Annotated in this window: 13 protein-coding genes; 8 read left to right on the forward strand and 5 right to left on the reverse strand. The window is 66.7% G+C overall.

What is annotated here, in order from left to right:
- Positions 1–188: 188 nt before the first annotated feature.
- Complete coding sequence (locus DIE23_RS28705) at positions 189–689, forward strand: Lrp/AsnC family transcriptional regulator (protein WP_059696097.1); 501 nt, start codon at positions 189–191, stop codon at positions 687–689.
- Between the two features lie 178 nt (positions 690–867).
- On the opposite strand, the gene DIE23_RS28710 is transcribed toward DIE23_RS28705, so the two are convergent.
- From DIE23_RS28710 to mdeB, 3 genes are all read right to left on the reverse strand, one after another.
- Entirely contained in the window at positions 868–1071 is a 204-nt protein-coding gene (locus DIE23_RS28710; RefSeq protein WP_124615197.1) for a hypothetical protein, read from the reverse strand.
- A 28-nt stretch (positions 1072–1099) separates the two neighbouring features.
- Positions 1100–1489 carry a hypothetical protein gene (locus DIE23_RS28715; protein WP_260436186.1) on the reverse strand — a complete coding sequence of 130 codons (390 nt, stop codon included), beginning with the start codon at positions 1487–1489 and terminating at the stop codon, positions 1100–1102.
- Positions 1490–1703: 214 nt separating this feature from the next.
- Complete coding sequence (gene mdeB / locus DIE23_RS28720) at positions 1704–4433, reverse strand: alpha-ketoglutarate dehydrogenase (protein ID WP_124615198.1); 2730 nt, start codon at positions 4431–4433, stop codon at positions 1704–1706.
- A 164-nt stretch (positions 4434–4597) separates the two neighbouring features.
- Here mdeB and DIE23_RS28725 point away from each other — a divergent pair, with 164 nt between their 5' ends.
- Together DIE23_RS28725 and DIE23_RS28730 are read left to right on the forward strand one after the other, a co-directional pair.
- The gene (locus DIE23_RS28725) at positions 4598–5125 is read left to right on the forward strand and encodes an Lrp/AsnC family transcriptional regulator (protein ID WP_124615199.1); all 528 of its coding nucleotides are present in this window, start codon (positions 4598–4600) and stop codon (positions 5123–5125) included.
- A 345-nt stretch (positions 5126–5470) separates the two neighbouring features.
- On the forward strand, positions 5471–6061 hold the full coding sequence (locus DIE23_RS28730; RefSeq protein WP_124615200.1) for a class I SAM-dependent methyltransferase: 591 nt from the start codon (positions 5471–5473) through the stop codon (positions 6059–6061).
- An 81-nt stretch (positions 6062–6142) separates the two neighbouring features.
- Here DIE23_RS28730 and DIE23_RS28735 read toward each other — a convergent pair whose 3' ends face one another.
- Complete coding sequence (locus DIE23_RS28735; RefSeq protein ID WP_260436194.1) at positions 6143–7255, reverse strand: acyltransferase; 1113 nt, start codon at positions 7253–7255, stop codon at positions 6143–6145.
- A gap of 745 nt (positions 7256–8000) precedes the next feature.
- On the opposite strand from DIE23_RS28735, the gene DIE23_RS28740 reads away from it, so the two are divergent.
- From DIE23_RS28740 to DIE23_RS28755, 4 genes are all read left to right on the forward strand, one after another.
- Positions 8001–9251, forward strand: coding sequence for a hypothetical protein (locus DIE23_RS28740; protein WP_124615202.1), 1251 nt, complete (start codon positions 8001–8003; stop codon positions 9249–9251).
- A gap of 153 nt (positions 9252–9404) precedes the next feature.
- Entirely contained in the window at positions 9405–9857 is a 453-nt protein-coding gene (locus DIE23_RS28745) for a hypothetical protein (protein ID WP_260436195.1), read from the forward strand.
- A gap of 3 nt (positions 9858–9860) precedes the next feature.
- Positions 9861–10553 (forward strand): C39 family peptidase, encoded by a 693-nt coding sequence (locus DIE23_RS28750; RefSeq protein WP_260436187.1) that lies wholly within the window; start codon positions 9861–9863, stop codon positions 10551–10553.
- Between the two features lie 8 nt (positions 10554–10561).
- Positions 10562–11161, forward strand: coding sequence for a hypothetical protein (locus DIE23_RS28755; protein WP_124615203.1), 600 nt, complete (start codon positions 10562–10564; stop codon positions 11159–11161).
- A 40-nt stretch (positions 11162–11201) separates the two neighbouring features.
- Here DIE23_RS28755 and DIE23_RS28760 read toward each other — a convergent pair whose 3' ends face one another.
- Positions 11202–12578 carry an acetate kinase gene (locus DIE23_RS28760; RefSeq protein ID WP_124615204.1) on the reverse strand — a complete coding sequence of 459 codons (1377 nt, stop codon included), beginning with the start codon at positions 12576–12578 and terminating at the stop codon, positions 11202–11204.
- Positions 12579–12993: 415 nt separating this feature from the next.
- Between DIE23_RS28760 and DIE23_RS28765 the strand changes: the two genes are divergently transcribed.
- The gene (locus tag DIE23_RS28765) at positions 12994–13359 is read left to right on the forward strand and encodes a hypothetical protein (RefSeq protein WP_124615251.1); all 366 of its coding nucleotides are present in this window, start codon (positions 12994–12996) and stop codon (positions 13357–13359) included.
- The last annotated feature ends 57 nt before the right edge of the window (positions 13360–13416 follow it).

Genomic DNA, 13416 nt, shown 5'->3' on the forward strand with positions numbered 1-13416 from the left:
CAAGCTCCGAAAGGCAGTGGGCGGGAATTCGAATCGGTCGGGTGCGGCCGGCACGCCGTGTCCCGATGGAAAAATGATAGGCAGAACCGCACGAAATGAGCTTGCGAAATAATTCTTGAAGACCTACGTTATCGATGAGATAAAGATGGAGTGGATAATTTTGGTTCGCGAAATGGAGTTGTAACGCAATGAAATTAGATCGTGGCAGCGCATCGCCGGCCGACGCCGCGCCGGCGCTCGATCGCATCGACCGCGCGATCCTGCGGCAGTTGCAGCAGGACGCGTCGATCTCGAACGTGAGCCTCGCCGCGAAGGTGAAGCTGAGCGCGCCGGCGTGTCTGCGGCGCGTCGAGCGGCTGAAGGAGATGGGGTTGATCCGCGGCATCGTCGCGCTGCTCGACCCGAAGCCGCTCGGTGCCGGGATGCTGGTGGTGATCGGCTTCGTGCTCGATCGTTCGACGCCGGAGGCGTTCGCCGAATTCGAGAAGGCCGCGCAGAAAGTGTCGGGGTGCGTCGAATGTCACGTGGTGACCGGCGAATTCGACTACTTCATGCTGGTCCGCACGCGCGACAACGAGAGCTTCAATCGCCTGCACGCCGAACAGCTGCTATACCTGCCCGGTGTGCGGCAGGTGCGCTCGTTCATGGTGCTCAAGGAGATTCTGTCGACGCATGCGCTGCCGGTGTAGCGCATTGCGATGCGGCTGGCCGCGCATGCTGTGTTGGTGGCATGCGGGAAAAACGAAGTGAGCACGATCGGCACACGGAGACTCACCTGCGACGCCGCATGACCAAGAGCCAATCTCCACGCGCTCGAACACGGCGGTACAGGCATGGCCTTGCTCGTCGCCGTGACCAATCGACTCGCTACCGCTTGCGCCGTCTCGGGTCGATGCCGTTTTGTTCCAGCAGCTTTCGCAGTCGTGCGTTATCGCCCCATAGCGTAGCGAACGCGATCAACATCATCAGGGTGGGAAACCATTCGCCGGTCGCGGCGATGATGGTCCATCCTACCGCGGCGCAAATCAACGCCGTGACGATGAGAAGCAAGCGATCCACGATCCACTTCATCGCGCACCCCGGATTGCAGTGTTTGCCTTCAACCCGAGATAGCTATGCGGGCCGGGCGCGAGAACTCGGGATGCCGCAGGATTTGCGCCATGATCAACGGATGTATCGCAAGGCGGTAGCGTGCGCCCCATTGCGCGACCGCCAGGGACAGATTGCTTCCGTGTTTGCCGATGCCGCATGCCGACGCAGCATCTGTCGCGACCATCAGGCTACCGATGACCGCGCCCAGATAGGCGCTGCCGAGGATCGCCCCAACGACGGTTGCCACTTCGAGTTTTGTGGTCGCGCCAAGCAATTCCGCGACCGTCGCATCCGGACCTAGCTTGTTCAGCGCGCCCATCATCGTGCTGACACTCGCCACCGCTGTTTCCAGGGTCGCGAATAGCGTTGTGGGAACGGGCATATGCAGTGCGGTCATGTTGGCTTGAAACGCTTCCGATAAGCTCGAACATCTCGGTGTTGACACGGGCAATTCTCCTGATGAATCGACTTATTCTAGCTATTCGTCTTCGCCCACCATCTCAAATTGTGTGCTCGTGTTCCGCGACTATCTCGCGGGAAAAGTGTCGAGTGGAGACTCGACGAAAATTCTTGATACGGTTGAAAAAGCGCTCGACACATTGCGTGTGCGCTCAGCGTTGCCACGGCGCTCCGCCGGGCCGCCGCACCGTCTTGCCGAGCCGTTCGCGCGCCGTGTGCAGCATCGCCGCATCGAGTTCACCGTCATCGGCAAGCGCCTTCAGCGCGGCGAGCACGATGCTCGCGCGATCGACCTCGAAGAACGCGCGCAGTGCGTCGCGCGTGTCGCTGCGCCCGAACCCGTCGGTGCCGAGCGTCACGTAGCGGCGCGGCACGTAGGCGCGGATCAGTTCGGGCACCGCGCGCACATAGTCGGTCGCGGCGACCGCCGGGCCGTGCATTCCTTCGAGCATCCGCGTGACATACGGTGATGCCGATCCGTCGCCGAGCCGCGACAGCCGCTCGGCTTCCATCCCGTCGCGCTGCAGTTCGCTGAAGCTCGTGACGCTCCACACGGCCGCATCGATACCCCAGTCGTCCTTCAGCATCCGCTGCGCGGCCAGCACTTCGCCGAGGATCGCCCCTGCGCCGAGCAACTGCACGCGCGCGGCCGCGTTCGACGCGGACGGCAGCCGGTGCATGCCCTTCAGGATACCTTCGCGCCGTGCGGCACGATCGTCGTCGGGCATCGACGGTTGCGCGTAGTTCTCGTTCATGACGGTCACGTAATAGAACACGTCGCGCTGCTGCTCGACCATCTCGCGCATGCCCGCATCGACGATCGTCGCGACTTCGTACGCGAACGCCGGATCGTACGCGCGGCAGTTCGGAATCGCCGACGCGGCGAGATGGCTGCTGCCGTCCTGGTGCTGCAGGCCCTCGCCGCCGAGCGTCGTGCGGCCCGACGTCGCGCCGACGAGGAAGCCGCGCGAGCGCTGGTCGGCGGCGGCCCAGATCAGGTCGCCGATCCGCTGGAAGCCGAACATCGAGTAGTAGATGTAGAACGGCAGCATCGGCAGGTCGTGCACGCTGTATGCGGTTGCCGCGGCTATCCACGACGACACCGCGCCGGCTTCCGAAATCCCTTCCTCGAGAATCTGGCCGCGCGTGTCCTCGCGGTAGTAGAGCATCGAGCCGAGATCCTCGGGTTCGTAGCGCTGTCCGAGCGGCGAGTAGATGCCGACCTGCCGGAACAGGCTCGCCATCCCGAACGTGCGCGCCTCGTCGGCGACGATAGGCACCACGCGCGGGCCGAGTTCGGGATCCTTCAGCAGCGCGGCGAGCATCCGCACGAGCGCCATCGTCGTCGACATCTCGCGGCCCGCCGCATCCAGCGCGAACGCACCCCAGGCCGGCGTCGGCGGGACGGTCAATCCCCGCGACGCCGCCATCCGCCTTCTGGGCAGATAGCCGCCCAGGGCAGCCCGGCGAGCATGCAGGTAGCGCATCTCGGGGCTGTCTTCGGCCGGTTTGTAGAACTTGAGCTGCTCGACGTCGTGGTCCGACAACGGCAGCCGGAAACGGTCGCGGAACGCCTTCAGGTCGTCGACGTCGAGTTTCTTCTGCTGGTGGGTCGTCATCCGCCCCTGGCCGGCCGTGCCCATCCCGTAACCCTTCATCGTCTTCGCGAGGATCACGGTCGGCTGGCCGCGATGGGCGAGCGCGCGTGCATAGGCGGCGTGCAGCTTGCGCGCATCATGGCCGCCGCGGCGCAGGCGGTCGATTTCGGCGTCGGTGAGCTGCGCGGCGAGCGCCTCGAGCGCCGGGTCGCGGCTGAAGAAGCGCGCGCGGTTGTACGCGCCGTCGTTCGCGGAGAAGGTCTGGAACTGGCCGTCGACGGTGTCGGCAAACGCGCGCGCGAGGGCGCCCGCGTGATCGCGTGCGAACAGCGGATCCCAGTCGGAACCCCACAGCACCTTGATCGTGTTCCAGCCGGCGCCGGCGAACAGCGCCTCGAGTTCGTCGATCACGCGGCCGTTGCCGCGCACGGGGCCGTCGAGCCGCTGCAGGTTGCAGTTGATCACGAACACGAGGTTGTCGAGCCCTTCGCGCGCGGCGAGCGACAGCGCGCCGAGCGATTCGGGTTCGTCCATCTCGCCGTCGCCGAAGAAGCCCCACACGGTGCGGCCGGCGGTGTGCGCGAGCCCGCGATGCTGCAGGTAGCGCATGAAGCGCGCCTGGTAGATCGCGTTGATCGGGCCGATGCCCATCGAGCCGGTCGGGAACTGCCAGAAGTCCGGCATCAGCCACGGATGCGGATACGAACACAGCCCGGGCCCGGCGATTTCACGGCGATAGTGCGTGAGATGGTCTTCGCCGAGAAAGCCTTCGAGATACGCGCGTGCATAGACGCCCGGCGACGAATGCGGCTGGAAGTACACGAGATCGCCGTCCGGGCCGCTTTCGTTGCCCGCGTCGGCCGGCGCCGCGCGGAAGAAGTGGTTGAAGCCGACCTCGAACAGGTCGGACGCCGACGCGTAGCTCGCGATGTGGCCGCCGAGTTCGCCGTATGCACGGTTCGCGCGCACGACCATCGCGAGCGCGTTCCAGCGCAGCGCGGCGGACAGCCGTTCCTCGAGATCGGCGTCGCCGGGGTAGGGCGGCTGTTCGTGCGCGGCGATCGTGTTCAGGTACGGCGTGACGGGGCCGCGCGGCGCCGCGAGCCCGCGGGTGTGCGCATGCGTGGCGAGCCGGCCGAGCAGGTACTGCGCGCGTTCCTTGCCGACGTGCGCGACGACGGCGTCGAGCGCCTCCAGCCATTCGGCGGTTTCTTCCGGGTCGGCGTCGGCATGCGCCGCGCCCGCGCGCCGCGTGGCGTCGATTCCGTTCGACAGGTCCGTCATCGCAGGTCTCCCGCACGCCGGTTCGGAGCGGCGTGCAATCAGTGGCAATCGGTGGGATCATGCTACCCGCCGATCCGCAAAATATGCGTCTGATTTCCTTTGGATTTCGCACGCCGATAGTGTAAATATTCCGGTTGTGGCCACTCTTCCGGAATATTTAGACCATGAGCGCAAACCCGCGGCGGCTCGACCGCATCGACATCGGCATCCTGAACCAGCTGCAGCAGAACGCACGCATCACGAACGCGGAACTCGCGCGTGCCGTGAACCTGTCGGCCACGCCGTGCTTCAACCGCGTGCGCGCGCTGGAGAAACTCGGGCTGTTCCGGCAGCAGGTCACGCTGCTCGATCCCGAACCGCTCGGGCTGCGGATCAACGTGTTCATCCAGGTCAGCCTCGAGAAGCAGGTCGAGGACGCGCTGCAGCGTTTCGAGGAAGCGATCTCGCAGCGGCCCGAGGTGATGGAGTGCTACCTGATGTCGGGCGACGCCGACTATCTGCTGCGCGTCGTGATGCCCGACATGCGCACGCTCGAGCGCTTCATCATCGAGCGGCTGACCACGATTCCCGGTGTGTCGAACATCCGGTCGAGCTTCGCGCTGAAGCAGGTGCGCTACAAGACCGCGCTGCCGCTGCCGGCGGCCGGGTTGACGCTCGTCGATCCGGACGAGTCAACTTCCGACTGGAGCTGAACGCGCCTGTCGTCAATCTGTCTGTCGGCTGATGCGACGGTGACGATGCGATGACAGCACACCGCGGCGCGTGGCGATCGTACAGGGTCGCCCTGTCCGCGATGCGTGCGCGTCGACCGCTGATCGGGCAGCCGGCGGCGGCACGGCTCGCATCGCGACGCAATCAGGGACAATCTTCACGTCGCCTTAAGTTAGCATTTCATAGAATCGATTGACCGCCGCGCCAGCGCGGCAGACAGATTTGCTCAGGAGAATGCACGTGAAAGAACCCCGTGTCGTCGTAGCCCTGTTCCCTGCAATCATCGGCACGTCGAAGCTGAACGCGCAGCCGCGCAAGGTCGGCCGATGATCTGGCCGAACGCGTTGCGTGTCTCGGCACTGTTCGTGCGCGAGTGGGTCGGCCGCCCGGCCGCGGTGGGCGCGTTGTGCCCGAGTTCGCGGCATCTGGCGCGCGAGATGGCCGATGCGGTGCCGGACGGCAACGGGCTCGTCGTCGAGCTCGGCGGCGGCACCGGTGCGATCACGGCCGCGTTGCTCGAACGCGGCGTCGCGCCAGGGCGCCTCGTCGTGGTCGAGCGGTCGCCGGCGTTCGTGCGGCACCTGCGACGCCGCTTTCCCGGCATTTCGATCGTGTCGGGCGACGCGCGGCAGCTCGAGCGGCTGCTGCCGCCGGATGCGCCGGTCGATGCGATCGTGTCCTGCCTGCCGCTGCGCACGTTGCCGCGCCAGGATGTGGAGGCGATCGTCGATCAGTGCCAGCGCGTGCTGTCGGCCGACGGCGTGATGATTCAGTTCACCTACGACTTGCGCCCGCCCGGCCGTCATCCGTTGGGCGATTCGGCATTTGTTGCCTGCGGCAGCCGTATCGTCTGGGCAAATATTCCGCCTGCGCGCATCGTGACGGTGCGTAGCGCCGCCGTCGAATACGCGGGTTGACGCCGTCGCGCGCAGGGCGCCCGGGCACGGGGTGCCTTGCCGCATGCTTTCATAACTCATACCGGGATTGCCGATGACGCGCTAGAAGCGCGCACCCTCCGGCACATGCGCCGCAGGCCGCGATGCCACCCGCTTGACGAAGCGGTCGAGCGGCGTCGCATAGCCGCGCGCGATGGCCGCGCTCAAGCCGGCCGACAGCACCAGATACGCGATCAGCAGCCCCAGCTTCCCGTCCCCGTGCATGGCCGACGGCGGCCAGAACGTGCGCAGCGCGCCGAGCGCGATCAGGTGGAACAGGTACAGCTCGTAGCTGAGCCGGCCGCTCCAGCGCAGCGGTGCGAGCGCATGGCCCCGTGCTCGCTGGCCGCGGGCATGCGCGCCGATCAGCAGCACGGCCGTGCCGAGCGCCATCGCGGATACGCCGATCACATGGCTTTCCGCGATCGGCCACGCGAGATAGAGCACCGTCATCGCCGCCGCCGTGAGCCATTGCACGGGCGCTGCCGCGAGCACCTGCCAGCGCGCGCGTTCGGCGAGCAACGCGGTGCAGCAGCCGATCGCGATCCCGTCGAAGCATGCGAAGTAAGCGTAGAGGAAGCCGCCTTCGTCGCCCGGATGCGTGAAGCGGTACGCAGGACCGATCGCGGCGATCAGCAGCCAGAACGCGAACAGCCGCGAGTCGCGGCGCAGCGCGATGCACAGCAGCGGAAACGACAGGTAGAACACCTCTTCGACCGACAGCGACCACAGCACGCCGAGCGCGTAGTTGACCCACCCGTATGCGCCGATCAGCACGTTCATCCAGAACGTGAGCGACGCGAGATTCACGAGCCAGAACGACACGGCGATGCCTTGCGGCGCATGGTTCGTGAAGATCGGCACGCCGGCCGCCGCGAGGCCGTTGACGAGCGCGAGCAGCAGAAGCAGGCACGGGACGATGCGCGCGACGCGCGACACGTAGAACGCGCGCACGTCGACCGCACCGAGGCTGCCCCAGCGGCGGCGCGCATTCGACGTGATCAGGTAGCCCGAGATCGCGAAGAACATCGTCACGCCGTAGTTGCCGTTGCGCACGATCGCATGGACCGTATCCCAGCCGAGCGTGCGTGCGAGTGCGGTGTCGCGCAGCGGATACGCGATGTTGAAGTGATGCAGCAGGACGAGCAGGATCGACACGCCGCGCAGCAGGTCGATCCGCGCGTTGCGCGGGCCGGCGCCGGCGGAGGTGGCCGGGTTGGCGGCGAATGCGGACTGCGTGCCGTGCCGATGCTTCAAGTGACGCTCCTTCGGAGGGGGGGCGGCACACAGTGTATCGACGGATCGCCGTCTGTCGACCTGTCACGGTTGACGGGGCGCGCGTGGTTTCGATCGAGGCGGACCGGGCGTCACGACGGCGGCTGGAATCCTCCTTTCATATGAAGCGACCCGCGCTCGCGAACGCCGACACGAACGGAAATCCGGCAAGCGCACGTCGCGTGATCACGGTTGATGCGTTTATGAACGGCCCGTATACGCAGCCTTTGCCTCCTTCAGGGAAATAATTCGACCGGATGTCCTTGTGCGACGGGCATCAGCGATCGCGATCGAATATCCGGCCGGGCCGGCTGGCCTGCGTGCCGGGATGTGCGGGGATTATCGGTCTCAAAAGTGAAACATCTTGCCTTCGCCAGACCGGCCTTCGAAAGGTCGGGCAGGTGCTTGAATGCAAAAGGGATTTCACCCGCCACTCGAGAAAACCCCAGCGTCGTGTCGAGCGGAACGTTTCAAGGCTGAAACATGAATCGCGTGCGCCGGACCCTGCCGGGCCGGATCGTATTGCCCGGAAATTCAATCCCCCCTTCTGCAGTCGGTCGCTTGCAGGCCTGGCATTGCCAATGCGTCAGGTGGCGCGGATTGGCGCAATCAGCCAAACCGCCCCTCGTTGACTCAGGAGGATTTCATGCGCAAAACTTTATTGGCGTCCGCTGCACTCCTCGCCCTAGGATGCAGTGGTTACGCAATGGCCAACCCATGCAGTAGCGATTCGGGTGCAACTTGTAGCCAGCGGTCTGACGACGGATCGAACACTCTCACCAACACGGTCAACTCGTCGCAGACCAGCGGTACCGGGTCCAACGCGAATGAAGTCTCGCCCGGTGCAAGCGTCTATCAGGATTCCTACAACACCACCAAGGTCGTCGCGCTCAGCAAGCTCGACGGCTACGTGACCAACGTTCAGGTCTATGGCATCGGCAACCAGGCGACCAACAACGGCAACGCCAGCGGAGGGAGCGGCGGCAGGGGCGGCAATGGCTACGGCTTTGGCGGCCACGGCGGCAATGGCGGCAATGCCGGCAACGGCGGTGCCGGGGGGGCCGGCGGCAGCGGCGGCAGCTCGGTCAACGGCAGCGCGACGGCCGGTAACGCCACCAATGGCGGCGCGGCGGCCGGCAACGGCAATGGTGGTGGTGGCGGCGGCGGCGGCTCGACGACAGCCAGCGGCGGGAGCGGCGGCCACGGCACGGCGAGCGGTGGTTCCGGGACCGGTTCGGGCGGCGGCGCGCTTGCCGCGTCGGTCGGTGTAGGCGGCCGCGGCAGCGGCTCGGGCCAAGGCTCCGGCACGGGCTCGGGATCGGCAGGTTGGGCTAGCGCCTCGACGCACCACGGCGGCACCTCGAGCGCATCGAGCGGTAGCGGCACCGGCACCGGCATCGGGACCGGCTCGGGCAGCGGTTCAGGCGGCGCCGGCACGGCGGGCGCGTCGACGGCATCCGGCGGTTCGGGGTCGGGATCAGGCGGCGCGGCGGGCGCGGCGGGCGGCAGCGGCGGTGCAGCGACAGCCAGCGCCGGCAACGGCGGTGCGGGTGGCGCGGGCACGGGCGGCAGCGCGGCGAATGGCAGTTCGTCGTCGATGGCTAGCAACGGCAGCTCCACCGCAGGCAACGGCGCGGTCGGTGCCGCAGGCGCCATGGGCGGTGCAGGCGGCGCAGGCGGTACCGGCAACGGCGGCGCCGGCGTCGGCGCGGTCGGCGGCACGGGCGGTGCGGGCGGAGCCAACGTCGTCGACGCGGGGACGTTCAACATGTCCAACACGATGACGAGCGTCGGGCAGACCGCGGCGGGCATCATGGTCGCCAACCAGAACAGCGGCATGGCGTCGTTCGTGCAGCAGGCCGTGACCGTACAGGCGAACCTGACTGTCGGACGTTGAAACGGCAGGTCGGTCCAGGTGAGTCGTGCGAATCGCCGCGGGGCGAAGCGTGTCCCGCGGCGATCACACCGATGACGCTCACCGCGCGTGTGGTCCGGTCGGACCCGCGCGGGGCCCAAGGAGACAGCCATGCGAATCCGCAATGCAGTTTCGATGGTGATATTGCCTGTGCTGCTGTCGGGCCTGATCGCCCGGGCGGCGACCGACGCGCCGCGAGACGCGGCCGTCGATGCAGCCGGTGCGGCTGCGTCAGGTTCCCTGCCTGCGGCGCTGGCCGGCCCGACCGCGGTTGTGTCCGCGATCGGGGCCGGGGCCGGCGATGCACGGCCTGCCGGCGACACGGCGGCCGCGCGTGATGCCGGCTTCGGAGTCGCGATGAGCGCCGACCAGCTCGACGCACACCGGGGCGGCGATGCGCTAATCGGCCAGAACACCCTGAACGGCACCGTTTCCGACAACGTCGCGAACCGGGTTTCGACAGGCTCGAATTCGATCGCCGACGGGTCGTTCGCGAATTCGAGCGGCTTGCCGACGGTCATCCAGAATACCGGCGCGAACGTGCTGATCCAGAACGCCACGGTTCTCAACGTGCATTTCGGGAACTGAGCGATGAAACACTCCGCGACGGCGTGGATGGCGGCGCTCGCGTGCGTGTCGTCCGTCACGGCGGCGCGGGCGGACGAGATGACCGTGGTCGACCCGACGGGGGCCGGCTACGCGATGCACGTCACGAGTCTCAAGGAAGCGCGTTTCAAGCGAACCGTGAAGCAGCAATACGACTTCAGTTGCGGGTCTGCCGCCGTCGCGACGCTGCTGACCTATCAATACGACTATCCGATGACCGAACAGACGGCCTTCGCGCAGATGTGGGAGAACGGCAATCAGGACAAGATCCGCCACCAGGGTTTCTCGCTGCTCGACATCCGGCGCTTTCTCGAAGCGCACGGCTTCATCGCGGACGGCTATGAACTGCCGCTTCAGACGCTCGCGAAGACGCACACACCGGCGATCGTGCTGATTGCCGAGCAGGGCTATCACCATTTCGTCGTCGTGAAAGGGCTGCGCGACGGGCGGGTGCTGGTCGGCGATCCGGCGACCGGCACACGGCCGATGTCGCAGGCGAGTTTCGAGCGGAAATGGGAGGACCACGTGATCTTCGTGATCCACAACAAGCCGGAGCGCGCGGCGTTCAACGACCCGCGCGACTGGCGCGTCGCGCCGAGTGCGCCGCTCTACACCGGGATCAACCGCGACGGCCTTTTCTACGTCGTGGTGCCCAAGCACGGCCCGAGCGACTTCTGAGGAATGCCATGAGATCAGCAAACGTAAGGTTGGCCGGCATAGCCGCGATGGCGTGCGGCGCGCTGGCTTCCACGGGCGCGGTGGCGATGCAGGACGGACCGCCGGCCGCGACCGGCGAGTGTGCGGCGCAGGCGAATGGCGATGCGCCGGCGCTGACGTCCGATGACGCGCAGGACGAGCGCGACTGGCCGGCAGGCGGTGCGCTCGCGCTCAGCGACGCGCGTCTCGACGCGATGCGCGGCGGCTTCGACATGCCGGATGGCCTGAAGGTGTCGTTCGGCGTGTCGCGTGTTGCGTTCGTGAACGGCAACCTGGTCGCGTCGACCAGCTTCAACATCCCGGACGTCAGCCGGATCACCGCGCAACAGGCCCAGGCGCTGGCTGCCGCGAACGCGGGTGCGCTGCTTCAGGTCGGCCCCGGCAACGCCGCACAGCCCGGCGCGCTGCCGGCGCTGACCGGCGCCGTGATCCAGAACACGCTGAACAATCAGCACCTCCAGACGCTGACGACGATCAACACGACCGTCAACACGCTGTCGTCGTTCAAGAACCTGAACGTCATGTCGACGATCGGCAACGCGCTGACCGGTGCGCTGCCGGGACGGTGAGCACGCGTGGCCCCAGCGCAACGCCCGGCGAGCGGCATGCTCAGAATGCGATCGGCATGCGCAGCGTCATCGCCACGTCCGGCGTGTCGCGCGTGAGACCTGCGCCGATCGACAGGTTCAGCGTGGTTTTCGGCGACAGCCGGTACGAGTAGCCGATGAGCAGCGTGCCGAGGATCACGCGCACGGAACTCGGCACCGTCTGGCCGTTCTGTTTCGTCGGCAGCACGATGCTCTGGTCGTAGCCGAGACTCACCGACGCCTTCTCGTTCAGCGCGAGGCCCATGCCGATGTTGAAACCCCAGATGTCGCCGGGCTGCACGCTGCCGAGGAAATCCTTCTGTCCGTTGCGGATCGTCAGGCTCAGGTTGTCGCGGCCGAAACTGTGCAGGTAGCTGACGTTGCCGAAGAACACGACCGGGTCGGACGGAAAGAGCCACGTGAGGCCCGGCTGGATCGCGTAGAAACCGGAGCCGGTAGGCTGTTCGAGCGGCAGGCCGGTGCCGGTGGCATTGCCGACGCAGCGCGTGACGCAGTCGGTGACGACGTCGAAGGGGCTCTTGCCGGTGGCGGTCTTGAAGCGGAGCCAGCCGATGTAATAGAACTTGTCGGGGCCGCCGGTGTTGAACTGGTAGCGCAGCGTCATTTCGACGTCGCCGATGTTGTGGCCGTGGCTGTTGAACGCGTTGTCCTGGGCGGAACCGGTGAAGATCTCGCGGCTGACGGTGTCGGTCGTCGAGTACACGTACGGAACGCGGATTTCGAATTCCACCCGGTTGGTGATCCCGTAGCGCGCCGCGACCGCGGCGGTCAGCACGGTCGTCTTGACTTCCCGCACGTCGATCAGCCCGATCAGCAAGGCCGGGATGATCGTGTAGCCGACAAGGGCGACGCGGTCGGACGACGAATAGCTGAACTGGAACGACGGCTCGATCACGAGCTTGTGCTTCGGCGTCAGCACGCCGGGTTGATCGAAGATCGGCGCAACCGGTGGTGGCGTGGTTTCCGGCACGGGGGCCTGGCCGACCGGTTGCGACGGAGGCGGGGCGGCAGCGGTGGCCGAGGTGGCCGATTGCGCATTGCCGACCGTGCCGCCTGCCGCGCCGGTGGCGTCGGCTGCGCCGCCGGTATCGGCCTGCTGCGCCGTGCCGCCCGTGTCGCCGGTGCCGGCGCCGCGCTTGTTCGCGAGCTCGCGGGTGTCCAGCGCGCGGCTCAGGCGGGTGAGATTCGTTTCTTCTTCGGCGAGCCTGCGCTTGAGCGCATCGAGCTCTTTCAGGTGGTGGTCGACTTCCTGGCGCAGCGCGGAGATGTTTTCCTGCGTCGACTGGGCGTCCAGCGACTGCGCCAGTACCTCGGCTTGAAACAGCAGCAGGCTGGCATAGGTGATGGCGCGGACGTAGCGGAATGGCATGCGCTTCACGGTGCGTCTCCGAGTGCGAAATCGCCCATCATCCAGGAGGAATTCCCGCGGGGCGCATGGCAAGAAATGGGGTGCGCCGTTTGAACGGGCCACGCAGGCGACGAACGCCGCCGCCGGATGGTCGCTCTCGTGGCGATGCATGCACGTTCCATATGTCGAGACCCTAGTTCAGGCTGGCCTTCAGAACCAACCGGACAAACCCTTGGCCGCGTAGGGCGCGCGATGCGGACCGCGCTGATTCGCGGGGGCTTTCCGGAAAACCGAATGCATGTTTCGCGCCTGTGGCGAGCGGCGGAAGGGGTGCGCTTCCGCATGCCGTTTTTTGCATCGCAGCGGCGTTTTTTTGCACGACGTTTATTCGATCTCGTCCAAGCTGGCGATGTGTCGAACAGCCGAGACGGCTTCCGTCCGCTCCATGACCTTGATCCATCCCGTTCCCGTCTTCGATGTCGCCGGCCGCCCGTTGCGCGCCGGCGCACGCAACAACGTCATTCCGCTCCCGCCGCCGCGCCCGCGCCTGCGGTTGCCCGTCACGCTGTCGGCCGACTCGGGTGCGCTCGCGCTCGCCCGGCTCGCGGCGCTGCTGCATTCCCCGCTCGGCGTGTATGTGGTCAGCGCGCGCACCGTACGCGACGTGATCCACGTGCAATTCGACATCGCGCCGGAGGATCTCGACTTCACGCTGCACATGCTGATCGCGCAGCAGGCCGATGCCGTGATCGGTCCCGTTGCGCGCCGGTTGTACGTCCGCGCACCGGGTCGCCCGGTCGGGGAGCGCTGATTGCCCGTCCGTCGTATCGCGTATCAGATTCGCCGTCGTTGCTCCGGCCGCGGCAGA

Origin of the sequence: Burkholderia sp. Bp9143, from assembly GCF_003853645.1 — a bacterium.
Taxonomy (GTDB): Bacteria; Pseudomonadota; Gammaproteobacteria; order Burkholderiales; family Burkholderiaceae; genus Burkholderia.